Source organism: Rhodococcus sp. T7 (genome assembly GCF_009872365.1).
In the GTDB taxonomy this organism is placed as follows: domain Bacteria; phylum Actinomycetota; class Actinomycetes; order Mycobacteriales; family Mycobacteriaceae; genus Rhodococcus_F.
Map to the genome: position 1 here is coordinate 1 of NZ_WXYH01000014.1, position 25,950 is coordinate 25,950.

General features: G+C 65.5%; 23 protein-coding genes. 19 read left to right on the forward strand and 4 right to left on the reverse strand.

The genetic code is table 11. The annotated features are described in order from the left end of the window. The first annotated feature begins 157 nt into the window (after positions 1 to 157). The 8 genes from MLGJGCBP_RS02090 to MLGJGCBP_RS02120 all read left to right on the forward strand — a co-directional run bounded on the left by MLGJGCBP_RS02090 (position 158) and on the right by MLGJGCBP_RS02120 (position 4,626). Positions 158 to 601 carry a hypothetical protein gene (locus MLGJGCBP_RS02090; protein ID WP_236580877.1) on the forward strand — a complete coding sequence of 148 codons (444 nt, stop codon included), beginning with the start codon at positions 158 to 160 and terminating at the stop codon, positions 599 to 601. A gap of 93 nt (positions 602 to 694) precedes the next feature. Further along, entirely contained in the window at positions 695 to 1,078 is a 384-nt protein-coding gene (locus MLGJGCBP_RS02095; RefSeq protein WP_236580878.1) for a hypothetical protein, read from the forward strand. Between the two features lie 1,000 nt (positions 1,079 to 2,078). After that, entirely contained in the window at positions 2,079 to 2,306 is a 228-nt protein-coding gene (gene nrdH / locus MLGJGCBP_RS02100) for a glutaredoxin-like protein NrdH (RefSeq protein WP_160093870.1), read from the forward strand. A gap of 32 nt (positions 2,307 to 2,338) precedes the next feature. Next, on the forward strand, positions 2,339 to 2,902 hold the full coding sequence (locus tag MLGJGCBP_RS02105) for a DnaB-like helicase N-terminal domain-containing protein (RefSeq protein WP_160093871.1): 564 nt from the start codon (positions 2,339 to 2,341) through the stop codon (positions 2,900 to 2,902). Between the two features lie 29 nt (positions 2,903 to 2,931). Further along, a complete protein-coding gene (locus MLGJGCBP_RS50295; protein ID WP_201452934.1) occupies positions 2,932 to 3,099 on the forward strand; it encodes a hypothetical protein in 168 nt (55 codons plus the stop codon). Positions 3,100 to 3,140: 41 nt separating this feature from the next. Continuing rightward, positions 3,141 to 3,725, forward strand: a complete 585-nt coding sequence (locus MLGJGCBP_RS02110; protein ID WP_160093872.1) for a hypothetical protein — start codon at positions 3,141 to 3,143, stop codon at positions 3,723 to 3,725. 163 nt (positions 3,726 to 3,888) lie between these two features. Beyond that, entirely contained in the window at positions 3,889 to 4,098 is a 210-nt protein-coding gene (locus MLGJGCBP_RS02115) for a hypothetical protein (protein WP_160093873.1), read from the forward strand. Between the two features lie 132 nt (positions 4,099 to 4,230). Next, positions 4,231 to 4,626, forward strand: coding sequence for a hypothetical protein (locus MLGJGCBP_RS02120; RefSeq protein WP_160093874.1), 396 nt, complete (start codon positions 4,231 to 4,233; stop codon positions 4,624 to 4,626). 210 nt (positions 4,627 to 4,836) lie between these two features. Here the strand turns inward: MLGJGCBP_RS02120 and MLGJGCBP_RS02125 are convergent, their stop codons facing one another. Continuing rightward, positions 4,837 to 5,103 (reverse strand): hypothetical protein, encoded by a 267-nt coding sequence (locus MLGJGCBP_RS02125; RefSeq protein ID WP_160093875.1) that lies wholly within the window; start codon positions 5,101 to 5,103, stop codon positions 4,837 to 4,839. A 353-nt stretch (positions 5,104 to 5,456) separates the two neighbouring features. Here MLGJGCBP_RS02125 and MLGJGCBP_RS53655 point away from each other — a divergent pair, with 353 nt between their 5' ends. From MLGJGCBP_RS53655 to MLGJGCBP_RS02155, 6 genes are all read left to right on the forward strand, one after another. Beyond that, a complete protein-coding gene (locus tag MLGJGCBP_RS53655; RefSeq protein ID WP_328799379.1) occupies positions 5,457 to 5,663 on the forward strand; it encodes a hypothetical protein in 207 nt (68 codons plus the stop codon). Beyond that, positions 5,656 to 6,018 carry a type II toxin-antitoxin system HicB family antitoxin gene (locus MLGJGCBP_RS02135; RefSeq protein ID WP_160093876.1) on the forward strand — a complete coding sequence of 121 codons (363 nt, stop codon included), beginning with the start codon at positions 5,656 to 5,658 and terminating at the stop codon, positions 6,016 to 6,018. Before MLGJGCBP_RS53655 ends, MLGJGCBP_RS02135 begins: the two co-directional genes overlap by 8 nt. A gap of 195 nt (positions 6,019 to 6,213) precedes the next feature. Then, the gene (locus tag MLGJGCBP_RS02140) at positions 6,214 to 6,840 is read left to right on the forward strand and encodes a hypothetical protein (RefSeq protein WP_160093877.1); all 627 of its coding nucleotides are present in this window, start codon (positions 6,214 to 6,216) and stop codon (positions 6,838 to 6,840) included. 14 nt (positions 6,841 to 6,854) lie between these two features. Further along, positions 6,855 to 15,692: a DUF3072 domain-containing protein gene (locus tag MLGJGCBP_RS02145; protein ID WP_236580879.1), complete on the forward strand. Its 8,838-nt coding sequence runs from the start codon at positions 6,855 to 6,857 to the stop codon at positions 15,690 to 15,692. Between the two features lie 156 nt (positions 15,693 to 15,848). After that, positions 15,849 to 16,250 (forward strand): hypothetical protein, encoded by a 402-nt coding sequence (locus tag MLGJGCBP_RS02150; RefSeq protein ID WP_160093878.1) that lies wholly within the window; start codon positions 15,849 to 15,851, stop codon positions 16,248 to 16,250. Between the two features lie 31 nt (positions 16,251 to 16,281). Further along, complete coding sequence (locus tag MLGJGCBP_RS02155) at positions 16,282 to 16,941, forward strand: hypothetical protein (RefSeq protein ID WP_160093879.1); 660 nt, start codon at positions 16,282 to 16,284, stop codon at positions 16,939 to 16,941. 4 nt (positions 16,942 to 16,945) lie between these two features. Here MLGJGCBP_RS02155 and MLGJGCBP_RS02160 read toward each other — a convergent pair whose 3' ends face one another. From MLGJGCBP_RS02160 to MLGJGCBP_RS02170, 3 genes are read right to left on the reverse strand one after another with little or no spacing between them, the layout of a single operon-like run. After that, complete coding sequence (locus tag MLGJGCBP_RS02160) at positions 16,946 to 20,080, reverse strand: type I restriction endonuclease subunit R (protein WP_160093880.1); 3,135 nt, start codon at positions 20,078 to 20,080, stop codon at positions 16,946 to 16,948. Further along, the gene (locus tag MLGJGCBP_RS02165; RefSeq protein WP_160093881.1) at positions 20,080 to 21,270 is read right to left on the reverse strand and encodes a restriction endonuclease subunit S; all 1,191 of its coding nucleotides are present in this window, start codon (positions 21,268 to 21,270) and stop codon (positions 20,080 to 20,082) included. Before MLGJGCBP_RS02165 ends, MLGJGCBP_RS02160 begins: the two co-directional genes overlap by 1 nt. Then, positions 21,267 to 23,015: a type I restriction-modification system subunit M gene (locus MLGJGCBP_RS02170; RefSeq protein ID WP_160093882.1), complete on the reverse strand. Its 1,749-nt coding sequence runs from the start codon at positions 23,013 to 23,015 to the stop codon at positions 21,267 to 21,269. The genes MLGJGCBP_RS02165 and MLGJGCBP_RS02170 overlap by 4 nt, the downstream gene beginning before the upstream one ends. Positions 23,016 to 23,509: 494 nt before the next feature. On the opposite strand from MLGJGCBP_RS02170, the gene MLGJGCBP_RS02175 reads away from it, so the two are divergent. The 5 genes from MLGJGCBP_RS02175 to MLGJGCBP_RS02195 all read left to right on the forward strand — a co-directional run. Continuing rightward, entirely contained in the window at positions 23,510 to 23,725 is a 216-nt protein-coding gene (locus tag MLGJGCBP_RS02175) for a hypothetical protein (protein ID WP_160093883.1), read from the forward strand. A gap of 31 nt (positions 23,726 to 23,756) precedes the next feature. Beyond that, complete coding sequence (locus tag MLGJGCBP_RS02180) at positions 23,757 to 24,161, forward strand: hypothetical protein (protein ID WP_160093884.1); 405 nt, start codon at positions 23,757 to 23,759, stop codon at positions 24,159 to 24,161. A gap of 131 nt (positions 24,162 to 24,292) precedes the next feature. Continuing rightward, entirely contained in the window at positions 24,293 to 24,640 is a 348-nt protein-coding gene (locus MLGJGCBP_RS02185; protein ID WP_160093885.1) for a hypothetical protein, read from the forward strand. 83 nt (positions 24,641 to 24,723) lie between these two features. Next, a complete protein-coding gene (locus MLGJGCBP_RS02190; protein ID WP_236580880.1) occupies positions 24,724 to 25,392 on the forward strand; it encodes a ParB/RepB/Spo0J family partition protein in 669 nt (222 codons plus the stop codon). Next, a partial coding sequence (locus MLGJGCBP_RS02195) for a site-specific integrase (RefSeq protein ID WP_236580881.1) occupies positions 25,376 to 25,950 on the forward strand: 575 nt, incomplete at its 3' end. The genes MLGJGCBP_RS02190 and MLGJGCBP_RS02195, both read left to right, overlap by 17 nt.

A 25,950-nucleotide genomic window follows, 5' to 3' on the forward strand; every position in this document is an offset into this window, starting at 1 on the left:
TCCCGGCCCAGGGGTTGCACCCCGTCCTGATACCGCCGATCCGACTCTCCCTTGCCAGCAGGGCAAAAAGAACGATCGGGACACGGTGAGTTGTGGTCCGATCCGTACGAAAGGTCACTGACATATGAACCCACCGACACAGCCCGTGGATCCCATCGTGGGGACGTCCGATGTGCTCGACTACCGAAGCTACGGCACGTTGGAAGAGATCTACGCCCGCGAGCTGACTCAACTGGAAGCAGTCGGCGTCACCGATCCCGAAGTGACCTCGACCGGCGGAAATTGCTACGCCCTCACCGGTGGTGCCGGTTACGCCCCCGATGGCCGGTCGCTCTACCTCCTGGCCACAACCAACGGCGGCCCTGCCTTGGCGACCGGTGAACCCATTACGAGCTGGGCTGTCGGCCTGTATGACACGGAGGGTGACTCGGTAGCCCTGGCGATGGGCGAGGCCAGCGTCGAGGCACTCGGCGACTCCCCCGATGCGCTCGGCTGCGCGGTCACCCGCGCCCGCACGGCACTGCACCAGTACACCGGCGGTGCACCGGCCGGGAAGTTCGCCCTCATCGGAGACCAGGGCGTGACCTGGATCCCCGCATAACCGCCAACGCACCGCACACCCATTACCGAAGGAGAACAAAAGACTATGTCGAAGAACATCTTCCGGGCTGGCGACCGCGTCATCATCGACCCCGTGGTCGCGAACAAGGACATGAAGGGGCGCGTTTTCGAGGTGGTTCGCCAGTTGAAGGTGAACTACGAGCTCAAGCCACTCGACGGTATCGGCCCCGGAGTGAGGGCACAGCCAGAAGTGCTGTTGCCCGCGCCCGAGGAACTGTTAGCGAAACCGATCGTCGCGGTCGCGCCCTTGTCGACGGGGTCCACAGTGCGGGTGAAGCAGGCCCGAAGTATCGATCCGACCACGCTATTCGTGGTCCTCTCGAACGGTGCCAAGGTGAAGATCGCCGAGTTGGGCGGCGACGACGGCCGGTACTGGAATGTGCCACGAACCGCGCTGGAAAAGGTCACGATCGACGTCGCCGCCGCCGCGGCCAGCGCCCAGGTGACCGAAGTCTGACACCGGAATCAAGCCCGCTGATGCAGCGCATGGCGGACACATCCTGACCACCACGTAGATCGGCCCCGAACGGGCACACCGGGCAGCAGCTATCTGCCCGGTGTGCCCGCACCAAGGACAAGGCAGAGCAACCACCATGACCGAGCCGAGACACCAACTCACCCAGCTCGACCTCTTCGCCCCATGCGCCATCCCCACCTGCGAAACCCCAGTCACCGAATCCGGTGACGTGTGCACCGGCTGCCAGAACGCGTTCGGCCACATGCTGCAACCCCGACCCCCCGCACCGGGCGACGTATCACCTCAGCTCGAGGACGCACACACCGTCGGCGTCCCGGCGGGAGCGATCCCGACCGCAAGCACCAACGATCCCGATCGGAAAGCGAATCAGCGGTGTTGGCTGTGCGAAGAACGCCGGACATGCCAGAAGGTGAGCGGACGCTGGGAATGCCGAGCATGCACCCGCCGATAGCTGGAACTACTGCGGTGCTGAGAAGAGACCGCACCGGACGGAACCCAAGAATTCCCGAACCAATGATTGCCGGGTTCGGACACTCCGCATCCGCCGGCGACTGGACGAGCCGCGAAAAGGAAACCGCCGAGAAATCAACAAGTAATAACCGTTGCGGCACCATCCCCCTATTCTTTTCCCATTCTTCTCCCGGGTCACCTGTGCATCAAGTCCGCTCAGTAAAAGCTTTCCACGCGGTCGCGCGCTCCCTTATTCCGCAGAAAACTTTCCCCGCTCACCTTGACGCCCCGCCGGCCCCGGAAGGACTTCCGCCAGTACAGGGGGAAAGCAGCTCCGAGGGCAGGTGATCACAGTGGTAGCAGCACCATTGCCCCAGGGAAGGTTATGCCTCAGCGGGTCCGGGAAGGGCATCGAAAAGCGCCCTATGAATGGGCCGTAAATGATCGAATTAAATAGTCGAAAGGCTTGGATATGAGCGTCTTATTCGATAAGATAAATGCAATCGAAATTGATTCGAAGGGGGAAGTTATGACAGTCACCGTGTATTCCAAGCCCGATTGCGATCAGTGCAACGCCACCTATTTGCAATTCGACAAAGCGGGGATCGAGTACACGATTGTCGACCTCACCGAGGATGCCGAAGCCCGCGACTACGTGATGAGCCTCGGCTACCGCCAGGCCCCGGTCGTCGTGGCCGGCACCGAACACTGGGGGGGATTTCGGATCGACCGCATCAGAAGCCTCACGGCGGCCTGAATCCCGTGGCCCCACGAAAGGAACGAACCGGCATGAGCGCCGCACTCTCCGTCGTCCCCGGCGTCACGGACAGCCCCGAACCCGCCGCGGCCGACCCGATCCAGCCCGAAGACTACGCCGACGACCTGCACAACGACGTCGAAGCACTGTTCCTGTGCGCCTTGTTGTGGGCGCCCCGGGCGGCCGCGCAACACGCCATCGGCATCCTCGAGCCCACCGACTTCGTGCGCCCCATCCACCGCGAGTTCTTCTCCCTGATCACCCGATTGATCGCGGGCGGGGCACCCCACAACGCGGCCATGGTCGGCTCGGAACTCGAACAGTCCGGTGACCTCGCCGGCCACCACGGATCCGAACGCTCCCGCCACCTCGCCAACCTCGCCACTCTCGGCGCCGAACACACCGCGATCGACCACTACGCCCGAGCAGTGTTCAGCCAGGCATACCGGCGCAGCTTCGCCGCCGCCGCGACCGCACTCACCCAGGCCGCTCACGAGCTTCCCGAGGACCAGCTGTATGAGCACATGTGCGAAATCGGCCGACGCCAACGCGCGCTCACCGAGCGCCGCAACACCATCCGAGACGGGCAGTCGTGACTCTCGCCGATACGGAAGGACCACAGATCATGATCGACGACGAACGAGACGCGTGGACCATGCGTGACGCCGGCGCCGACTGGAAGCAGATCGGGGCCGAAATGGGATGCTCGGCCGCGACCGCGCAGGCCCTCTCGACCGCGTACGAACGCCGTACCGATGAACGCGCCGCTCAGGAACAGATGGGACTGTTCTGAACGCTCCTATTGACAGCAGACCGACGAAACGACGGAGAAGCATGAAGCCACAGGTCAAGGCGCTCTGGGGAAGAGTTCGGGACGCAGTCAGCGACGCCGTCGCGGAAGCTTCTACGCTGGAGAACCGGCAGATCGACCCCGTGTCGGAAATCGAGTGTCATGTGGCCGAACGTGCGGCAGAACTCGACAACGGACGCGGCTCCAGCCCGGCGAACAGATACCTGATCCAGGCCATCGAACTGGCACTGTTGCCGTCCGGCGCGCCCCGGCGAAAGTACGTCCAATACTTTTACCAACTCGGCTCGGCGCGGGGATACACCTCGCCGGTCAGAGAAATCGGGGACCTGGGATCGGGGAAGCAGCGGATCGATCTGGGTAACTGGTTCTCGCTGCGGCATTCCGCGATCTGGTCGCGGGCTGCCCGCAAGGGTCGGTGGCCTCGGTGGTCCGGTGATCGAGTGCGGTGCGACTATCTTGCGGCGATTGCGCTCGCGTCGGAAGTGGTTCAAGAGATCAGGCTTCTTCACGACATCGCGATGGAGGCATTCGACACCGCGGCGGTCGTGCCCGTCGGCGTCGATGATCATCTCGTGAGCATCACGCATCAAGCTACTCGCTGCCGCTGACCTCAGAGCCGAAATCGGTGCAGAGCCAGAAGGCACGACCTCGGAGATCGACCACGCCCGATGCCTTTGGCAGCAGCAGATCCGCGACCTCGACACCAGGGTGTGGGAACCAGTGCTCCGCCGCATTTTCGCCTTGAGGGTGTACCGGGACCGGCTACAAGCGGTGCGAATTCAGAACGACACCGTCGAACGCATCAGCAAAGGAGCGAGCGTCTCCGCCAACATCGGCGCCCTGGTCGCAGCGTCCGGGCACGATGTCCTCGGCGCATCCAGCATCATCGATACATCTGCGGACCTGCACTCGGCCGAATCAGCTCGGAGCAGTGCCCTAGCCGAAGTGCGCGGCGACTACCTGAACGCACTCATGCCGTAGCCGTCCACCGACCCGAGCAGGCGAGCGTGTTTCGCCCGCTCAACGTAAAGAGGTCGCCTCACCACGAGTGCTGGCCGATGATGCACATACTCACACCCGAGCACTTATCACCCGGAACTTGGAGCCACCGAAATGAACGAGCGCAGAACCTCACTCCTCCTCTCGGCTTTCATGGCCGCAGTGTTCGGCGTGGTTGTCGGCGTAGTCTTCTCAGCTTGGCTGCCAGGCGTGCTCAGTGCAGTGATCTTCTTCGGCGTCCTGGTCATCGCCCGAGTCCTGCGCGAGAAGATCGATCGTGACTCCGACCGCCGATACCCCGCAGTCGCAGTCCGCGAAGACTCGCGTAGCCGGTTCATCGCCGACACGGTCGCCGACGATGCCCGCAACCGGCCGACAGCGCCGACCTCTCAAACGCGCCGACGGCCACGATGGTCCACGACGAGCAGCGACGCCCCCGCCAGTGTCAACCATGCCGACGCTGGCGACGCGGGAAGTAGCTGTGACTCCTCGGGTGGCGGTTGTGTGTGACGGCGGACAACGGCGCCCAGCCCATGCAATCGGCACTTTGCCGGACCACCGAGCGTGACTACGACGAGTGAATGCCGGCACCTCACAAGGAAGTGCCGGCCTTCACTCGTTTGCAGTGATTACTGCGGAGCCGCAAGGTAGTTGTGTCTTGCCTGTCACCTAGCTCCCCGAGCCCTGCTCGGAGAGGGAACCCAGAGGTCGTTGGGGCGGTTAGTTCCGATCCTCCGTCAGTCCGAGACGAGACTCCAATTCGGTGAAGACGACGCCGCGATAGATACGCAACAAAGCATGTGCGGCGAAGCCGAAAGCGACCGCAACAACCACGTAGAAGAACAGGCTTTCCAGCCCGAAAATCACCAGGGCCCCGAGTACTCCCACGACAGCGACACAGATTAGTGCTGATCCTGACAGCTGCAGCTGGCGTCCCTCTCCCGGATAGGGTGTGGGTACCTTGCGTGGGCGTTCTTCGACGTTCACAGTTGTCCTCCCCTTCTCTGCGCTGAGTGTAGGTGGCACATCCGACACCGATCCCTTCTCCGGCGCCCGGTAACAGCGACGCCGCCGGTTGTGAGGCCAATGACCTGCAGATTTTCGTCTGATCGCCGGTATCGCATGCCGCTGACTTTCGTGCTCCGCGCCCTCCAACACCTACCTAAGTGGTATCGCGGGTGATACCATCCCGGTATGTCGAAGCAGGCGAAGTTGATCGCGAGGATGAGGGCGAGTCCGCAGAGCGTGACGTATACCGAGCTTTTCAACTTCTGCTGCGACATCTTCGGGGAACCGCGCCAGCGCGGTACCTCGCACGCGGTATACCCGCCGCCGAGCGTGTGCCCGAGCGCGCCGTCGACCTCGTCCATCCCTCGTGGGAACGGATGCTCGCCGAGACCCCCGAACTGATCGAATTCAAGATGCCGTGGGCGGGCGACCCGCGAGTGAACATCCAGAAAGGCAGCGGCGGCAAGGCCAAGGCTTATCAGGTCGGCCAGGTCGTCATCGCATACGACAAGCTCACGAAGGAGGGTGACAATGGCTGACGCATCGCACTACACCTATCGGGTGACCTGGTCCGAAGATGACGGCGAATTCGTCGGGGCCGTCGCCGAATTCCCGTCGTTGTCCTGGCTGGCGGAAACGCAAGCCGAAGCACTCGACGGTGTCATCGGCGTCGTCCGTGAAGTGCTCGAGGACATGACGCTGTCCGGGGAGCAACCACCGGTCCCGATCGCGGATCGGCCCTACAGCGGCAAGTTCATGGTGCGCACGTCCCCGCAGGTGCACCGAACCCTGGCGATCGAAGCCGAGGAACAAGGGGTATCGCTCAACATGCTGGTCAACCAGAAGATCACGGCTCCGGCTGCGCCTCGGTCGGCAGCTGCCGGTGCCGCCTGAGGAAAGACCGCAGGCAAAGTTGTAAGACTTTAACAACTTTGGGCTGCAAGTACTTTCGGTAGATCCGTCATAGGCTGCATGTGCTTTGTGTCCAACGAATGGGCGCACGGGGAGGTCACGCTTCGCGTGGCAGCACATGAGAGGGGCGAAGACGGTTGAGCGAGCGCGGACACATCATCCAGGGAGGAAACGACGATGGCGGAATTCGATCCGACGATTCGCGCGGAAGTGGAGCGGATCTGGCGGGAGCACCTGGGCGTGGACCCGGGCGCGACGCAGGCAGAGTTGACGGCGCAGTTCGACGAGGAGGCGCAGCGGCTGACGGAGCTGGTGTTGCAGCGGGTCGGGGTCGGTCAGGGCTATCTGGTGCGGAACTGGAAGGCCGAGCATCCGGGGCAGGATCCGGACGTGATGATGACCCATCAGTTGATCGCGAAGGCCGAGCACGACAGCCGGGAGGCCGTGCTGGCGGAGGAGCTGTACTCCCAGGTGCCGGAAATCAGCGAGGAGCAGATCGCCCGGGAGCTGGAGATCGAGCAACGGATCGAGGCGGAGATCGCGCAGAGACGTCAGTCCCGCGACCCGGATCGGTGGCGGAGCGGGATGGTCGAGGTGCCGGACCTGGCACGGCGGGTGGTCCGCAGGGTGTGGCCGAGCGAGGCAATGACGTTTCGGACGTACGCGGAATCGCTGATCGCGCAGAAGATGGAGGACAACGAGAGGACACCGCTGACGGCGGCGGATCCGTTGGCCGACGAGCTGGCACAGATGATCGACGAACAGATCAAGGCGTCGAAGGCGGCGGGGAACCGAGTGGTGTAGCCGCACCGGAGTTGGTGGCCTATGCGTGGGCCGCCCGACATCTCGACGAGGTCGAGAGCAAGCTGTCCACCCTGATCCGCGGTGCGCAGCAGATCCAGGTGCAGGCCGCCGAAGCAGCGTTGCTGGGCACCGATCCGGAACTGATCGAGGACCTGAGTACGACCGCGGACCGGATGGCGGCCCGGGTCGAGCGGGTCTCGGCTGATGCCTACGAGGCCCGCGACGCGGCCGAGCGTGCCCGGCAGGTGTGCACCGATGCCGGCTACGACGTCGACGGGGTGGATGTCGCCGCGGTCAGCCGAGTACGGCCGCCGCGCCGAACCTGGCGGGACCGGCCCGCGACCGACCGTCAGCAGTCGTATCTGCGCACCCTGCGTCGTCAGCGTGGGTTGCCGGTGCGGCTGCCCGACGACCTGACGATCGGCCGCGCCGACGAGCAGATCAAGATGCTGCGCACCCGGTCCGGGAAGGTCGCCGACGCCTCCGATCCGGAGATCGCCCGCATCCTGGCCGAAGCGCAGTCGCAGCGCGCACGAGACGAGCGCGCCGAGCACACCGGGCCACCGCTGACACCGGGGCAGGCGCGTGAGCGCTCCGCACTGATCCGCGACCAACTCGCCGCACACAAGACGGACCGGGAACACCACAACCCGGACACGCCCACCCCGGCACCGGACACGGAAACCGCCCCGGGGCGGCGGCCGCTGCGGGAGCTGGTCGCCGAGTTCACCGCCCAGCGCGAACCCACCGCCTCTTCCGAGGATGTCACCGCGTTGCTCGACGAGATCAGTGGGCAGGTGATGGCCGACGAGGACCTCAACCTGGCCGCCGGAGCGCAATCGAACACCTTTGAGCAGTTCACGTCCTGGGCCATGCGCCGCGCCCACGACGAGGTGCAGGCCGGTCTGGTCGAGCAGGTGGTGAGCGAGGACCCGCAGATCGCGGCCGTCGCCCGCGCCGCTCTCGACGACCCGGCGCACTGGCAGGCTGCCGCCGCCCAGCTGCCCGCCCGCATCTGGGCGCAGCACCATCGCGACCGCCCGGCCGCCGACACCGCGGTCACCGCCCTCGAAGCCGACCCGGCCGTCGCCGACGCCGCAACCGGCCGCGCCGAGCAGTTCACCGCCGCACCACCGGTCCAGCAGGCGATCGACACCGCCGTCACCACCGCCGGCCCCGAAACCGAAACCGCGCGGCAGCAACTGGCCGAGGACACCTTGACCCGGGTGCACGCCAACAGCCACCGCACCGACCCGGTGGACTGGCGGCAGGTCGGCCGCGACGCCTGGACCGAACACGGCCCAGGCGGCGGCGCCCCCATTCCGGCAGCGGACCCGCGAGTGCGCGCCGCGCTCGACGGCGTCCCCGTCGGTGACCCGCGGACCGAGCAGATCTTCACCGACTGGAACCGCGGCTGGAACGGCGCCCGGACCGAGTGGGCACGCGAACGCGAAAACGAGGTCCTCGCCGATCTTCGGGCAGAGATGGTCACCCACCCCCGGTTGCAGGTGTTGCGGCGACGACCCGAGGACCAGCTCAGCGTCGGCCGCCACCGGCTGCTCAACCACACCGTCAGCGACTGGCTGCTCTCCGTCGACGGCGCCGACCCGCAATATCAGGCGGCGGCGCACTGGCTGCACGATCACATCGCCACCACCCTCGACACGGTCCACGAGGCGGTCAGGGCCTCCCCCGAGCTGGCCGCGCCCACACCGGAGACCGCACCGGCCGTCGAGAGTGAGGTAGCGGCCGAGGCCACAGCCGACGCGGTGCCCGAGGTTGAGGCCGTTGATGAGATCCCGGACCGGGGAAAGATCCACACCTGGCTCGACGCCCAACGGGTGCACATCGCACTGATGCTCGACGGCGCCGACGCAGCCCTCGTGGCCGAGGCCGAACGGACCGCCGACGACGCCCGGGCGCTGATCCCGGACGCCAGCCTGCGCGCCTGGCAGGCGGCCGGCAGCATCGACGACCGCGCCGCCGACGTCGAGAAGTGGCGGAACTGGGCTCTCGACGAGCTACGGCAGGACCCGCTGGTGGTGGCCCTGGCGGCGAGCACCCTGGTCACCAAACGCACCAGCGTCGTCCTCGAGGCCGCCGCAACCGACCTCACCGACCGCCTCCCCGACCGCCCGGACCTCGCAGCCGTCATCGATGACCACGGCGGTCACCAGTGGCTCACCGCCGAGGTCCGCGGCCCGCTGCTGGCCGCACTCGAGGACACCTACCGCGACAAGGCCACCGACTGGTTCGCCCGCGATGCCCACACGTTCGTCAAGACCAACCGTCCCCGCACCCAGGTGCACCGGTTCACCCTGTACACCGGCACCGAAGTGTGGGAGGTCACCACCGACGGCGGCGAGAGCAGGGAGCTGTGGGGCGGGCACCACCTGCCCGCGGTGCGCCGCGCCACGGTCGGTACTCCCGGCGCCAGTTCGGGCCCGGTCCGGGAAGGCCTTACGGCCGAACAGGCCCGCGGCCGGTTCGCCGAGATCACCGGGCAGGTACTGCGCCAGGACGAGGTATTCGCCGCGGCCGCGACATCGCTGCACCCGAGCCTGAACCGCACCGGATTCCTGACCTCCCAGGCATGCCGAGAGCTCCGCGGGCGCGTGCTCACCGAGTTCGAGCGCGAGCACCGCGACCTGGCGGCGGCCTGCCGTGCCCACGGACTCGACACCTCGGAGCTGCTGCGCCTGGACATCGCCAGCCAGGTGTTCGACACCCTGCACACCAGCGCCCGTGAACCCGACGACCTGTTCAGCACGGCTACCCGACCGACCGACGTCGAGGCCCTGCGGGCCTCGGAATACCTCGTCGGCGAACCCGGCCACGAGCGGGCGCAGGTCAACTACCGGTGGCGCACCAAGGACTGGCAGGTCAGCCGCGGCGACGCCGAACCGGTCATCACGGCAACCCTCGCCGAGGCGATCACCACCGCCCGCACCGGGCAGCACTTCGAGCCGGCCGCGGCCGCCGCGAGCATCACCGGGGAGCGCGACACCCCAGAACGCGACCGCCAGGATCCCTCCCCCTCCACCGAGAACGCGGCCGAGGCTGCGGCTGCGGCTGCGGCTGCACCGCTGGCGGCGGAGTCGGCGGCGGACCGGCCGGAGGTGACGGCAGCGAACTTCGTCCTCGGGTCCGAGGTGCTGGCACCCTCCGGGGCAAAGGCCCGGGCCCGGGCCAACGTCGACGCGATCCGCCTGGTGCACCAGCTCGGCGACGACGACCGGGCAGCGACCCCGGCCGAACAGCGGATCCTCGCCGCCTGGTCCGGGTGGGGTGCAGTCCCGGACATTTTCGACAAGCGCAAACCCGAGTGGGACGAGCTGCGTACCGACCTTGCCGCGGTGCTGACACCGCCGGAGATCGCCGCCGCCCGCGCCTCCACCCTCAACGCTCACTACACCGACCCGGCGATCGCGGCCGAGATGTGGTCCGCGCTGGGCAGAGCCGGGTTCACCGGCGGCCGGGTCCTCGAACCGGGCTGCGGGGCCGGCAACTTCATCGGCCACGCCCCGCGCGGCACCCGGATGGTCGGGGTGGAGCTGGACCCGATGACCGCCCGGATCGCGCACCACCTCTACCCCGAGCACCAGGTCCGGGGTCAGGGATTCGAGAAGTTCTCCCCGGACGAGGGCGCCTTCACCGCGGTGATCGGCAACGTCCCCTTCGGCAACTTCGCGGTCAGCGACCCCCTGCACAACCCGTCCGGGTTGACCATCCATAACCACTTCATCCGCAAGTCCCTCGCCCTCACCGAAACCGGCGGCTACGTCGCGGTCATCACCAGCGCCTTCACCTCCGACGCCCAGCGGACCAAGGCCCGCGAGGAAATCGCCGAACTCGGCGACCTGGTCGGCGCCCTGCGGTTGCCGACCAAGGCATTCGACCGGCAGGCCGGTACCGATGTCGTCACAGACCTGCTGGTCTTCCGCCGCCGCGAGGCAGGCCGCGCCCCGTCTGCGCAGACCGAGCAGTGGATCACCACCTCGAAAGCTGAACTGCCAGGCGGTGAGATCCAGGTCAACGACTACTTCCTGGCCCACCCGGAGAACGTGCTCGGCGAACTCGGGGTCGGGTCGGGCATGTACTCGGCGGCCACCTTGAAGGTGACCGCCGACCCGTCCAGGCCGTTGGCCACCCAGGTCCGGGACCGGCTGACCGCCATTGTCGATGCCGCGAAAGACACGGGACTCGGGCAGGACGCGGAAGAGCCGGCCGCCGATCCGATGCTCGATCGGGCCGGGCTGGTCACCGCGGAAGAAGCGGCGATCACCGAGGTGCCGGGATCGGTTCGCTACAACGACGAGATCGACATGTTCGAGCAGCTCTCCCTCGGCGGGCGGTGGGCGCCGGTGCCCTCGAGGATCGACAAAGCCCGCACCGCCCAGTGGAAATCGATGCTCACCATGGCCGGCACCGTCACCGACCTCATCGACGCCCAACGCACCGGCGGCGACGAGGACACCAAGAACCGGCTGCGCACCCAACTGAACCGCCAGTACGACGCGTACGCACGGAAGTACGGGCCGCTCAACCGGTTCACCTGGGTCACCCCCGCTCCACCCAACCAGAAGGTGATCGACAAACGCTTCACCGACCTGGAGAAGAAATGGCGGGCCAACAACGGCGACGAGACCGGCCCGGTCACCGGTGCCCTACCCGAGGACGTCGCCGCCCGGCTGCTGGCGGAGGCATCGGAGCCCAACCCGGCGTGGAAGAGGATGCGGCACCTCGAGGGCGCCATCCGCTACGACCCGGCGATCCAGCTGGTCCGCAGCATCGAACTCTTCGACGAGGACACCCAGCAGGCGCGCAAGTCGAAGATCTTCACCGAGGACGTCATCACCTCGCCGCAACGAGCGCAGTCCGCCCAGGACATCGCCGAAGCGCTGGCGGTCAGCCTGGACGAGACCGGGCAGGTCGACCTGGACCGGATCGCCGGGCTGGTGGGCATCGACCCCGAGACCGCACGAACCCAGCTCGACGGGCTGGTCTTCCCCGACCCGGAAGACCCGACCGAACTGATCCCGGCCCCAAGGTTCCTGTCCGGGAACGTGCGGGAGAAGTTGGCGGCCACCGAAGCCGCCGCACGGCAGAACCCGCAGCTCTACGCCGGCGCGGTCGACGCACTGCGACAGGTGATCCCGAAGGATCTGGATCCGACCAACATCACCGTCCGCCCCGGTGCGAACTGGGTACCGACCCCGCTGTACGAGCAGTTCATCCGGGAATCGTTCTCGGTGCACCCGGACACCCGCATCGCGGTCGAGTACTCCCCCATCACCGCGTCCTGGGACTTCACGATCGCCGGAGACCAGTACACCGACCCCTACGGGCTGCCGTACGAAACGGCCGGGGATCGGCGCGGCGTCGACGGCCTGTCGTTGCTGGAGAAAATCGCCAACAACCAGCCCATCCGGGTGTTCAAGACCGAAGCTGAACTCGAGCACTCCCCCAAGCCGCGGTTCCACGAAGAGCTCACCGAGGAACTGCAACAGCGGGCCGAGATGCTCGAAACGGCGTTCGGGGAATGGCTGTTCGCCGACCCGGCCCGCACCGCCGCCCTGACCCGGGCGTTCAACGACCGGTTCAACTCCTTCGTCGACCCCTCCTACAACGGGCAGGGCCGCACCTTCCCCGGGCTGCGGATCACACCCCACCCGCACCAGGCGGCGGTCGCGGTGCGGCAGATCAACGAACCGGCGGTGCTGCTCGACCACACCGTCGGCACCGGCAAGACCTGGTCGATCACGATGTGCGCGATGGAGATGCGCCGCCTCGGTCAGATCAAACAACCCTGGGTGGTGGTCCCGAACCACCTGGTCGACCAGTGGTCCCGTGAGGTCGCCGACGCCTACCCCGGTGCCCGGGTGCTGGTCGGCGACGACTTCAAGTCCCGCGCCGACCGTCAACTGTTCATGGCACAATCAGCCTCGCAGGACTGGGATCTGGTGATCGTCCCGGAACCCGCCTTCACCAAGATGCAGTGCTCGGTTGACACCCAGGCCGCCTACATCGCCGACGAGATCACCCGGCTCGAGGAAGCCCGCGAGGCCGCCACCGGGCAGAACACGATCAAGGAGATCGAGAAGGCCAAGAAGCGGTGGCAGGAAAAGCTCGAGAAGAAAATCAACGCAGACTCCAAGGACGTCGGTTTCTCCTTCGAGCAAACCGGTTGCGACTACCTGTTTCTCGACGAAGCGCACATGTGGAAGAACCTCTCGCGCCAGTCCAACAACGCCGACCTGGCGCTGCGGGAAGGGTCGAGCCGGGCCACCGATCTGGACATGAAGCTGTCCTACCTGCGGCGTAAGTACCGCCAGCGCGCCGCCGTCGAGGGCCGCAAACCCGTTCCGGAGAAGGTGGTCACCTTCGCCACCGGCACCCCGGTCGCCAACAGCATGTCCGAGCTGTGGGTGATGACGAAGTACCTGCGCCCGGACCTGCTCGAGGCCGGCGGGATGGAGAATATCGACGCCTGGGCGGCGAACTTCGCCGCGATGCGCCAATCGGTCGAAATGAACATCACCGGCACCGAACTGCGATCGGTGTCGAGGATCGGCAAGTTCGTCAACCTGCCCGCCCTGATGTCGATGAACGCCCAGTTCACCGACGTCGTCGTCCGCGAACAGGTCCCCGCCACCCTTCCCGAGATCGCCGGTGGCGGCCGCCAGAACCTGACCTTCGAAATGCCGCAACAGGTCCGCGACTTCATGATCGACCTGGACGAGCGGATGCAGATGTACACCGGCAAGACCGCGCACATCGACAACCCCCTCAAGATCGGCAGCGACGGCGCCAACGTCACCCTCGATCCCCGCCTCGGCGGCCTCGACGCCCCACCCGCGGGCGAAGGCCGGGTCGACCTGCTGGTGAACAAGCTCTGGGAGATCGAGCAACGCACCGCCGACACCGTCTACTACGACGACGCCGGTAACCCGGAACCGCGCACCGGCGGTCTGCAGATCGTGTTCCTCGACCGCGGCACCCCCAAGCCCGGCCGCGACGACACCCTCTACGACATCATCCGCGCCGACCTCGTCGCCCGCGGCATGTTCCCCGGGGCGGTCCAGTTCATCCAGGATTACCCCAAGCCCAAGGACAAGCGGGAGTTGTTCGCCGCCTGCCGGCGCGGTGAGGTGAAGGTGCTCATCGGCTCGTCCGAGACGATGGGCACCGGCATGAACGTGCAGAAACGCGCGACCGCGCTCTTCCACGTCGACTGCCCCTGGCGGCCCGCGGACCTCGAACAACGCGAGGGCCGGATCATCCGGCAGGGCAACCAGAACAAGACCGTCGAGATCATCAACATCGTCGGAGAACGCTCCTACGACACCACCAAATGGCAGACCGTGGAGAAGAAATCCGCGTACATCGAGCAGCTCCGCCGCGGAGTGCTCGACTTCTCCGAGGCCGAAGACATCGGCGGCGACGACATGACCTCCTCGATGGCCGCGACCAAGGCCGCCGCGACCGGCGATCCCCGCTACATCGAGGTCGTCGAACTCGAAACGCAGCTCCGCAAGCTCAACGCCGAAGCCCGCGCCCACCGCTCCGACCAAGAGCGAATCAAGTGGCAGCTGCACGACAACCGCACCCGGTTGCCGATCCTGACCAAGCAGATCGAGGAAGGCTACGAGGTCGCCGACGCCCTCACCACCTGGAATGAACTGCCCCGCAAACAGCGCACCCTCACCGTGGGCGGCCGCGCCGTCTCGTTCGCCGAACCGGCGGAGGTACGCACGGCGGTGCAAACCCGGCTGGCGCACATCGTCCGCGACCTCGAACGCAAACCCGACGGCCAGCACCTGGTGGCCGAGATCGCCGGCGCCGAAATCTCGATGGGCCGGCTCCCGGTCGGCGGATACGCATTCCGGCTCACCGGTGGCATCGTCCGCACCGTCGACGCCGAGGTCGTCGACCTCGCCCTCGCCAGCGCCGACGGTGGATCCGGCATGGTGACCCGGCTGACCAACATGGCCGCCGACCTGCCCGCCGCGATGGACCTGAACGTCAAGGACCGCGACTACATGGCCGCCCAGACTGAGCAGCTCGCCGACAAACTCGGGGTCCCGTTCGCCAAGACCGACGAGATCACCCGCCTCACACACACCTACAACGAGATGCGGGCCGACCTCGCAGCCAGGGAGAACTCCCCCGAAGCGCTCGCCGAAAAGGCGGCGACCAAGGAACGATTGGCGGCCGCCGGCATGTACCGCGGATGGACCCGTGACCTCAACCCCACCCGCGGGCACGCCGACAACGAGCGCATGACCCAAAATCAGTTGCGGGCGGCCACCCCGGGCCGGATGGTCGCGGCCGCCCAAAAGCACGCCGAACGTAAAGCGCAGCTCGCGGAAAACCCGCAACCACCACGGTGGCAGCGCGCCGACGAGATCGGCTCCGAGCTCACCGCCGGATTCGACCGCGACACCGGCGATCCCGGTGCGAAGGTGGAGTGGACCGGCCGCGACTGGTACTGGTCCGCCCACAACGATCGGGAAATCCTCGACAGCGGCACCTTCCCCACCCGGGACGCCGCGATCTCCGCCGCAGAGAAAGCCGTCGGAACCGCACTCACAGAAGCCGCCATCCCACCGGTAGCGGTGTGGGAACGGGACGCTTCGGCACTGGCAGGGGCACGGGCGGGCGCACTGGAGTCAGTGCCCACAGCGGCTGGAGGAACCCAGGCTGACCAGGAGCTGGCCGAGATTATGCGGCTCGTCCAGTCTGACTACCCCACCCGCGCTGAGGTCACCACCACGAACACAGCCACGGCAGAGCGAATCGCGGCTCGCTTGGGTGACAGCAGGGCACGTGAATCTGGCCAGGAACGATGAGATCCCGCGTTGGGGCGGCGTGACCACGCTTTCGTTGTCGTGCCCCTCACGCTGCCTCAGCAGGTATGGGTCGACCTCGCGTGTGGCGGTTACAGACGCGCCGTGCAGACTGCTGTACGACTGGTTTGAAAATTCGGGCAGGGCATCATTAGTCGCGTGATCGTTGACGTTCTCCTGCAACAGTGCGCCGTGCAGTGTCTTCCTCAAGAGGACTTCTGGACCGCGTTCTGGAAGTCCCCGGGTGCGGGCGGTCTTGGTGCTGTCATCGCGGCCGCGATCGCTGCTCTGGTCACCTGGGCAGCCACCCACTCGATCCGGAAAGGTGAGCGCGCGAAACTGGCTCAGGAAAAGACTGATAAGGCTCTGGAGCGATGTTGGGAAAGATTCGCTTGGGCGGTGGCCGCCAAGGAAGAGGAGGTGCCGGAGTACGTCCGAACCGAGCTACTCCGACGGTTGGAAATCGATGCGCGTCGCCTCGGCGACGAGACCCTCCCCAAGTTGATTGAAGACTTCAACCAGAGCATTCTCGACCGAGTAGATGCGATAGCTGACTGGTGAAGGCACACTGAGTGTCTACGAGGAGGTGTGCGTGGTGCCAATAGATGATCCACTCAGTCGACTGAGCCCGGAGGAGTTCGAGCGAACTGCCCGCCACACTGCGCAGCTCGCGAAGGATCTAGCGGAGAAGAACAACCGCACTGTTTCTGAAAAAGCTCGGCGGATCCTTGCTGCAAAGCCAGGCGAAATCGCAGATAGGCGTCGTGCTCAGCTCAAGCCCCCGAACGATATCGATAGCAGTGAAGACCGCGTGGCTGGTGAGTCCCAGCGGGAGCGTGCTGTAGTTGGAAGGCCGCTTGAGAATTCAACCGAAGTTTCTTTGGGTTCGCTAGCGGACCGGATGGTTCATCAGGCGCGACAGAATGCTGATTCCGGGTATTTCAGTGCGCTCATGAGTGAACTCGACGCGATCTCTTCCAGTCTCACCTTGATCGACCCTGAGCGCATTGCTGGGATTCAAAGAGACATTTTTCCTGGTCAGCTCGCCGATGCTATCTATCAGCGTGTCATAGGAGACTTCCCGAACCTCAAATTTTCAGAGGTCGCCGATCGCGTAAGTGAAGTTGTGGGGCCTGTGCGCATTGACTATGTCGGGCCTCCTTCCCTATATCGCGCGCAGGGAGAGGCGGAACGCGTCCCCCATCCCCGAGGTCGTGCCGCTGCTGCTAGCGAGGAAACTGACCGGCCTTGAGCAGTTAACAATCCATCTGCTGATCGATCGCTGCCTCGTAGAAGGCGTCCGCGAGCGCGAAGATGACAGCGCTGATCCCAGGTCCGTCGCTGAAGAAGTAGTCGGCCATGGTGTTGTAGGCCTCCTGGTTGTCGATGACCGCATCAGTGACCGCCGATTGGAAGTCCTGCGACTCTATGAACTGTTTCTTCGAGTTCACCTTGGTTTGGTTGACCAGGTCCGGGTAAGCGAGCAGCCGCTGCACCAGTCCCTGCACGAACTCACGGACCTGCGACTCAGTGAACGATTCGGCTCCGAAAAGGTCGTTCATCTTGTCGATGACGACCTGTAATGCGACGTACTTCGGCTCCTTCCGAGTACCAGTGCCAGCGGCGCTGATGCCCTTGAGCTCACCGTCACCGGTCAGCGAGATGTCGACTGCGGTCCCCTTGTTGTGCTTGACCCCGATCAGGACCACGTCGGAGAGGTCGATCTCCGCGGCCCAGGAGGAGTCTGCGATGACCTTCTCCAGGAGCCGCAGGAAGATCGACAGCATCTCCATGTACGGGTCGCCGTAGTCGACGATCTGGCTCATGAAGTCGTAGAGCCGGACGTAGGTGGAGACGTCCTTGCGGAACAGGTCGAGGGTGTTGAGGGTGACTTTGTCGTCGGCCTCGATCGCCGCCGCGTAGCGGCGGGCGAAGTCGTGCTTCGCCGGGCTGATCGCGGCCGAGAGCGCGTTGTTGCCCTTCCGGGTGACCCACAGTTCGGCGACCTCGCGCACCTGCTCTGGCGTGTAGATCCCGGCCTGGGCGAGCTTGGTGGCGAGATGGACGACGACGTACGGGTCGGTCTCGGTCTCCAGGGTGGCATTGGTGAAGTACGGCTCAAACGCAGCCCGGATGTCCTCGGGTTTGTTCAAGAAGTCGATGACGAACGTCTTGCGCTTCTGCTCCCCCCTCGCAGTGCGATGGGTGCGGTTGAGCCGGGAGAGCGTCTGCACGGCCGTGACCCCGGAGAGCTTCTTGTCGACGTACATCGCTGAGAGCAGAGGCTGGTCGAATCCTGTCTGGAACTTGTTGGCGACCAGCATGATCTTGTACGTCGCGCCCTTGAAGGCGGCGGCCAGATCCGAGCCGGCGCCGGGGTTCAGATTGGCCTCGGTGAACTCGTCATCCTTGTTCGGCTGCGGCCCCCAGTCCGAAGCCCACTTCTCGTCCTCGGTCATCGTCACCGAGCCGGAGAAGGCGACCAGGGTGCGGTAGTTGTAGGAGGCGTCCATGGAGGCCCGCTTGGTGATGTAGGCGTCAATCGCCTTCTTGTATTTCACCGCGGCCTTGCGCGAGTCGGTCACGACCATCGCCTTCGCCTTGCCCTCAAGCAGGTGGGCGACGTTGGCGTGGAAGTGCTCGACGATGATCTGCACCTTCTGGCTGATGTTGGTCGGGTGCAATTTCACCCACCGCATCAGCCCCTTACGCGCCGCGGCCTCGTCCACCTCGCCACCGTCGCCGCTCTCGGCCTTGCCGGCAATCTTCAGCGCGGTGTCGCAGGTCTGGTAACCCTTGAGCACGTCGAGGATGTAGCCCTCCTCGATCGCCTGCCGCATCGAGTAGAGGTGGAACTCGACCGGCTTCCCGTCAGGACCCTTGCGGCCGAACAACTCCAGGGTCCTGTTCTTCGGCGTCGCGGTGAACGCGAAGTAGGAGATGCTCTCCGACTCGGCCCGCTCGGTCATCTCCGACGCCAGGATCGACTCGACGTCGACCTCACCGCCCTCCCCGATCTCCTTGACCTCCTCCGCAGTCAGCACAGCTTTGAGCTTGGAGGAGATCTGGCCTGACTGCGAGGAGTGCGCCTCGTCGGCGATCACCGCGAACCGCCGGCCCTTGAGCGACGAGTCGGCCCGGATCTCGTCGAGGGCGAACGGGAAGGTCTGCACCGTCACCGCGATGATCAGCTCCCCGTTCTTCAAAGCGGTCGCCAGCAGCCCGGATTTCGACTTCGCCCCCGCCTTGCGGACGTCCTCCGGGCTGATCGTGGCCACGATCTTCCCCGACCCGTCGATCTGCCGGATCGCCTCCTGGAGCTGCCCGTCGAGTACGGTGCGGTCCACGACCACGATCACCGAGTCGAAGACCTTCTCGTCGTTCACGTGCAGCCGCGCCAGCCGGTGCGCGGTCCAGGCGATGGTGTTCGTCTTCCCCGACCCCGCCGAATGCTCGATCAAGTAGCGCTGCCCCACTCCTTCCTCGCGCACCGCGGCCACGATGTTCGTCACGGCCTCCCACTGGTGGAACCGAGGGAAGAGCATGCTCGTACGTCGCACCGACGTCCCGGTCGCGACATCCCACTCCTCCTTGGTCTCCACGATCATCAGTCGGCCGATGATGCCCAGCCAGGCATTCTTCTCCCAGACCCGCTCCCACAGATACGCCGTCGCCGACCGACCGCCCTCAGCTGGTGGATTCCCCGCGCCACCCTTGTACCCCATGTTGAACGGCAGGAAGTGCGTCTTCTCGCCCTCGAGCCGGGTGGTCATCGCGGCAAGGTCGTTGGAGACCGCAAAGTGGACCAGCGCCCGGTGCCCGAACGACAGCAGCGGCTCCGGCCGCCCGTTGGTCATCGGGTGTCGGTCCTTGCGGTATTGGTTGATGGCCTCATCGAGAGACTGGGTGAAGTCGGTCTTCAACTCGACGCTGGCCACTGGCAGCCCGTTGACGAAAAAGACCATGTCGATGCTGCGCCGGTCTGCGGTGGAGAAACGCACCTGCCGCATCACCCGCACCCGCATCGCCGCGTACTGCTCGTTGGTGGTCGCATTCAGGCTGGTCTCGGGGCGGAACTGCGCCATCTTCAACCGGCCGCCGCCGATGTACTGCACCCCGTTCCGCAGGATGTTCAGCGTCCCGCCACCATGGTCCAGGGGCTTGTCGAGCGCCGTGGTCAGCACGTCAAGGAATTTCGCCTGCGATCCCGCGGCCTTCAAAGCCTTCTCGTACGCCGCCTGCTGGGTCTCCTGCAGCCAGGCGAACAGGTCCTCGGGGAACAGAGCCCGTTCCCGGTCGTAGCCGGCGTCGTTCGCCGAGTACAACCACCCGTGATCGACCAGGTACGCGCAGATCTCGTACTCGAAGACGACCTCGTTGTGATCGGCCATCACACCATCCCTCGTACGTCGATCTGCCCCGTCACCGCCGCCGTGATCAACGCCGAACGACGCTCCTTCGAAAGCTCGATGAACTGCTCGGTCTCCCTAATGAGTTCGTCGATCTTCTCCGTCTGATCGTTGAGATACGCAGTAATGCGGCGCTGCTCTGTGAGATCCGGAAGCCAAATCGGAGTCGTGCGCAAGACGGTGAGCCGAACGTTTGCCACCGTTGAGCCGTTTGCCGAGAGCAGGAAGTGGTTCTGCACGCGATCGGAGTAGACCTGCCATAGCAGAAATTCCCCCACACATACCGTGTGGTCGATCCGCAGAAGAACCATCCGCTGGCCCAGGCAGATCCGATTGCTGGGAACCATGCATGCCTCACCAGCGGGCGCCTCACGCGTGAAGAGAACGTCTCCGATGGATGGTGCTCCTGCCGCGTTCCGGACCTTCCAGGTGTCTGCGTCGACAGACAATCCGTTTCCCGGCCGAAACTTTCCGTTGCGGACGGAAGCGGTCCGAACTGCCTCGTACTCGCCGTCGTCTGAGACCTCCGGCGTGGAGTGTGGACAGTCGACGATGTCGATGCAGGCGTTCTGCAACCGGACGTTGGGGACATGACCGCCGAAGACGCCGTCAATGAGCGAGTGGCGTCGCTCGCGGAGCATCTCGATCAGACGCTGCTGCTCCTCGATGAGCGTGTCGATGCGGGCGGTCTCGCGGTCGAGGTAATTGGCGATGGCGCGCTGCTCGCTGGCCGGGGGCAATACCAGAGGAATGCGGGCGAAGGTATTCCAGTTGCGGAAGTCAACGCTGCGCTCGCGGACGTTCGGCGCCTGGTTGGCGAGGAAGCCGGAGGTGCCGAGGTGGCGTAGCACGCGGGCAAGATAAGCGGGATCGTCGCCCGCCACAGGCTCGCAGACGTGGTAGACGGGTGAGCCGTTGCCACGACTGTCCGAGACGCCAACAGCGCCAGCGAAACCGTCGAGGGCGTGGAAGACCAGATCGCCGGGGAGGATCTCCTGATAACCGTTCTCGGTATCAGAGAAGGTGTAACCGTCCTCACGGCGGTTGGAGCGCAGGGTGACTGCGCCATCTCGATAGGCGGTGATGACACCGAGATCCGCTTGAGCAGGTCGGTTAAGCGGGCGCAACACTCGCCGCACCGTTGTTTCACGCCATTCGGGCGGCGTAGTCATCGCTGCTCAACCTCACGCAACAGATCGAGAATCTTGGCGACTTGTTTCTCCAGGTCAGCGTCGATCTCGGCGAGAGGACGCGGTGGGACATATTTGTAGAAGTGGCGGGTGAAGGGGATTTCGTAGCCGGTTTTGGTCTTGGCCCAGTCGATAAAGGCGTCGGGGACGTGTGGCTTCACCTCGGCGTCGAAGTAGGCACTGATGACCTCTACCTTGCGCGCGGCACCGGCGGTCGAGCCGCCGTAGGTGAACGGGACGTTCTCGGTGTCGCGCTTCTTGGTGTCCGGCTTCGGGTTGCCCTTGCGGTCGACGACGGGGTTGTCGGATTCGTCGAGGAGGGGGCGTTCGACGGTGATGGTCCAGTAGCCGAACTCGTCGTGGCGTAGCACCTTGGAACAATCGGGGTCGGCGGCGGTGAAGTCGGCGTACAACTTCACCACCTCGGCGCGGTCGGCGTCGCTGATCTCGCGTCCCTTGGAGCCGAGGTTCTTGCGCATTTTGGTCCAGAAAGACGAACCGTCGATGAGCTGGACCAGGCCCTTGCGGTCGGGGTGCTTGGTGTTGTCGAGGATCCAAATGTATGTGGCGATGCCAGTGTTGAAGAACATGCTGGTCGGCAGTGCGACGATGGCTTCGACCAGGTCGTTCTCCAGTAGCCACTTGCGGATGTTGGAGGGGCCGGACTCGGCGGCGCCGTTGAAGAGCGGCGAGCCGTTCATGACGATGCCGACCCGGCCGCCGCCGTCCTCTGGGGCGCGCATCTTGTGGGCCAGGTGGAGCAGGAAAAGCATCTGCCCGTCCGAGGTCGCCGGGAGGCCGGGGGCGAACCGGCCGTAGGGGCCCGCTTCGTCGCGCTCTTTCGTGACTGCCTTGGCGTACTGCTTCCAGTCGACGCCGTATGGCGGGTTTGACATGCAGAAGTCGAAGTGGCGGCCCGTGAACGCGTCATCGGTGAGCGTGTTGCCGAAGGCGATGCTGGTCGCGTCGTGGCCCTTGGCCAGGAGGTCGGACTTGCAGATCGCGTACGACTGCGGGTTGTACTCCTGGCCGTACAGGCTCAGCTTCGCGTCGGGGTTCTGCGCGAGCAGGTGCTCCTCGGCCAGGGCGAGCATGCCGCCGGTGCCCGCGGTGGGGTCATACAGGGTGCGGACGATGCCGGCCTCGGTCAGGTCGGCGTCCTTCTCGGCGAAAAGCAGGTCAACCAGCAGCCGGATCGCGTCCCGCGGGGTGTAGTGGTCGCCGGAGGTCTCGTTCGCGGCCTCGTTGAACTTACGGATGATGTACTCGAACGCATCGCCCATGTCGGCGTTGGAGACGACGTCCGGATGCAGGTCGACGGCCTTGAAGGACGTGATGACCTCTCGCAGCAGCCCCGCCTTCTCGAGGGCGAGGATCTCCTTCTTGAAGTCGAAGTACTCAAACACGTCGACATCGGGTGAGAACCGGTCGATGTAGTCGGCCAGGTTGTCCGCCAGACCGTCGGCATCCTGAAGGAGGTTGGCGAACGAGTAGTTCGAGGTGTTATAGAACGGCCGGCCAGTGGCCTTCTTGACCTCGATCTTGAGCCGGTTGGCGTTGTCGTACTTTGCCGCCAGCGCGCGCACCGTCTCCCGGTCGGGCTCGATGATGCAGTCGAGTCGGCGCAGGATCGTGAGCGGAAGAATCACGTTGCCGTACTGGTTGGGACGGTAGGGCCCCCGAAGCTGATCGGCGATCGACCAGATGAAACTACCGAGGGTGCTCACACGGCTCCTAACGAGGTTCGCTCAACAATAAGTGTTCGACACCCAGTGCGAGCCCGTGCGCGCCATCCGAACAGGCGGTGCACAGTCCGCAGCAGCCGGTGCGTCACACTCATCATTCCGCATCACGACACCCCGCGTGCCACGAGGCCTGCAGCAGCGACCGGCTGTCTTGGGGTGGCCGCGGTCCTTCGACCCGGGCGAGGCCGCCTTCGGCGTCCCCTGATTCGAGCTCCGCTGCGCTCCGCCCGGTGAAGGGCGTTGTTGTTGTTCCCTTCTGGCCTTCCGAGTCTCGCCGGCGGTGGCCTGCGCGCAACCGCCGACGCCTGCGGCGGCCATGGGCTCCGAAAATTCTTTCCTCCGCTTCGCTCCCCCAAGATTTTTCGGCTCGGCAGTTGCACTCCGGCCCCCTCATACCGGCGGACCTCTCCTTTGCCAGAAGGGCACAAAAAATGATCGGGCCGCGCAGGTGGCCCGGCTGAGTATCGGAGGTTCCTGTGAGCAGCACCATCGTCCTCGACAAGGTCATCGACCCCATCGCCGTCGCACGTGCGATCTACGCCGACCTGCGGGTCGAGGAAGACCCCGACTTCGACGACCTGGGCATGGACATGCGCGCCGAGCTGGTGGGCATGGTCTTCGGTCTTGTTCCGGACGACCCGTACATCCAAGCGGCCGAGATCCGGCTGGTCCCGGCCGACTTCGGCTTCTGACCACACCCACATCTTCAGAAGGAGACAGAGCATGCGTACCACCTTTTCCGCCATCGTGATCGAGATCGACGGCACCATGACCGCCCAGCACCTGCCGATCGACCCGTTGTGGGCGAGGCTGCGTATCCCGGCCGGTATCGGCGCGGCGCTGGACGCTGTCGGTGACGTCGGCGCGGCCGGATTCGTTCTCGGGCGCGGCCCGCACCAGGGCACGGCGAGCCTGCTCGTGGGGGCGAACCACCAGGACGTGCCTGCCGTTCCGGTCAACCGGGTGGCCACCGCGATCGTGAACCGGTACGGCCCGGGCACCGACCGCCCGATTCGTGGCCGCGCCGTTCTCGTCGCGGGATGGGACGAGAACCCGGAACCGATCCTCGAACCGGTCGCGGAGGCGCTGATCGCCAGCCACAGCCGCCGCCCCGCCCAGGCGGCGTAAGCAATCCGATCCGAAACGTCGGTGGGAACCGGACAGCAACTATCTGCCCGGTTCCCAACCGACACCACGGACACCACTCACACGACCGAGACCGGAAAGGTCCGGTCCATCACCACCGAAGGGAATCACAGATGAACGTGACACCGGGAGCGCCGAGTGTGCCGATGCGGGTGCTGCACAACGAGGCACGCGACGCGATGCTCATCGGCTACACCGAAGGCGACCCCTTGCGCGAGGTGAGCCGGTTCGAGATGGACCCGCGCCGCGACCTCGAGGCGAACCTCGAGGAGGTCTTCGAGGCGCTCAACGAACCCGGTCCCCGACTGGCCCAGTTCGACGCGGTCCGCCGGTACCGGGCCGAGCGGCACCGATCGCTGAGCAAGGGCGACGTCCTGTTCTACGGCGAACTCGCCTACGCCGTCGCGGGAGCCGGATTCGTGCGGGTGTACCCGACGCGCGAGTCCATCACCTTCCGCTGAACCACACCCGGAAACAAGAGAACACCGGGCAGCAACTATCTGCCCGGTGTTCTCGCCCGAGACAGTACAGGAGAGAGAACATCATGACCGCAACACAGCAACCGGTGGGCGTCGAGCTGATCGAGGTCGATCCACACACTCTCGACGTCGGCAAGAACGTGCGTGACCGAGTCGACCTGGACGCGACACCGGGGTTCGTGGCGTCGATCCGCGAGCATGGTGTGCTGCATCCGATCACCGCGAACCGCCGCGAGGACGGTGTCCTGGTGGTGATCGACGGACAGCGACGGCTGCTTGCAGCGCGTGCTACCGACCGCGACACCATCCCGGTGTTGGTGCGCTCGCAGGACACGGCCGACGAGGTCGAGCGTGCACTCGCCCGGATCAGCGAGCAGATGAACTCGAACAACCACCGCACCGGCCTGACGACCGCACAGAACGCCGCCGGGGTCGCCGAGATGCTCGACCTCGGGGTGCCGGTGGAACGGGTCTCGAAGGAGCTGAGCGTGAAGCGGAAGACGGTGAAGCTGCTCGGTGCGGTCGGTCGCCGCGAGGCCGCGAGGGCGATCCTGGAGGAGGGCTTGACGATCGAACAGGCTGCGGTCGTGGCGAAGTTCTTTCTTATGTGGACATCTCACGGCGAGTCGGCACGCGGATCGGATCACCCGGTGGTGGGCTGGGTTCATGCACGTGCAGACCGTGAAGACGGGCGGGATCGTGTCCTCGGTGGTCCTGGTGGGACCCGATGGTGAACCGGTGCCGCCGGTGACCCGGTTCCTGCGGTACGTGCTGGATTCCGGCCGGAGCCCGAACACCGCGCTGGGGTACGGCTACGACCTGCGCCTGGTGTTCGAGTTCTTCGCCGAACGCGGAATCGATTGGCGCGAATTCCGGCCAGCGCTGGCCCTGGAACTGATGGGATGGCTGCGTCACCGTCCGGTGCGTGGGCCGGCGCAGCGGTTGGGTCTGGCACCGGTCGGGTCCGGCGGGCGGCTGTTGGCGCCGGCGAGTGTGGCGCGGGTGCTGGCGGCAGTATCGAGCTTCTACGACTGGGCGATCGTCGCCGAACTCGTCACCGGCGAGAATCCGATGCGGCGCCGTCGTGATGTCGCGTTGGCGATGGTCGCCGAACGGCACCGCCCCTTCATGGGAAATGCAAGTCGGCAGCAGCCGGTCAGCCGGGAGGTGCGGGTCCGGTTGCCACACCGGTTGCCGCGGCCGATGAGCGAGTCCGAGGTGACTGCGCTGCTGGAGAGCATGACCTGTTTGCGGGATCTGACGATGGTGCTGTTGATGCTCGACGGTGCCCT

Bases quoted from the DNA above. Each gene is read 5' to 3' on its own strand.
- MLGJGCBP_RS02185 (WP_160093885.1), top strand. From the start codon at position 24,293: ATGAACGTGACACCGGGAGCGCCGAGTGTGCCGATGCGGGTGCTGCAC.
- MLGJGCBP_RS02120 (WP_160093874.1), top strand. From the start codon at position 4,231: ATGAACGAGCGCAGAACCTCACTCCTCCTCTCGGCTTTCATGGCCGCA.
- MLGJGCBP_RS02135 (WP_160093876.1), top strand. From the start codon at position 5,656: ATGGCTGACGCATCGCACTACACCTATCGGGTGACCTGGTCCGAAGAT.
- MLGJGCBP_RS50295 (WP_201452934.1), top strand. From the start codon at position 2,932: ATGATCGACGACGAACGAGACGCGTGGACCATGCGTGACGCCGGCGCC.
- MLGJGCBP_RS02180 (WP_160093884.1), top strand. From the start codon at position 23,757: ATGCGTACCACCTTTTCCGCCATCGTGATCGAGATCGACGGCACCATG.
- nrdH (WP_160093870.1), top strand. From the start codon at position 2,079: ATGACAGTCACCGTGTATTCCAAGCCCGATTGCGATCAGTGCAACGCC.
- MLGJGCBP_RS02190 (WP_236580880.1), top strand. From the start codon at position 24,724: ATGACCGCAACACAGCAACCGGTGGGCGTCGAGCTGATCGAGGTCGAT.
- MLGJGCBP_RS02165 (WP_160093881.1), bottom strand. From the start codon at position 21,270: ATGACTACGCCGCCCGAATGGCGTGAAACAACGGTGCGGCGAGTGTTG.
- MLGJGCBP_RS02105 (WP_160093871.1), top strand. From the start codon at position 2,339: ATGAGCGCCGCACTCTCCGTCGTCCCCGGCGTCACGGACAGCCCCGAA.
- MLGJGCBP_RS02110 (WP_160093872.1), top strand. From the start codon at position 3,141: ATGAAGCCACAGGTCAAGGCGCTCTGGGGAAGAGTTCGGGACGCAGTC.
- MLGJGCBP_RS02140 (WP_160093877.1), top strand. From the start codon at position 6,214: ATGGCGGAATTCGATCCGACGATTCGCGCGGAAGTGGAGCGGATCTGG.
- MLGJGCBP_RS02160 (WP_160093880.1), bottom strand. From the start codon at position 20,080: ATGGCCGATCACAACGAGGTCGTCTTCGAGTACGAGATCTGCGCGTAC.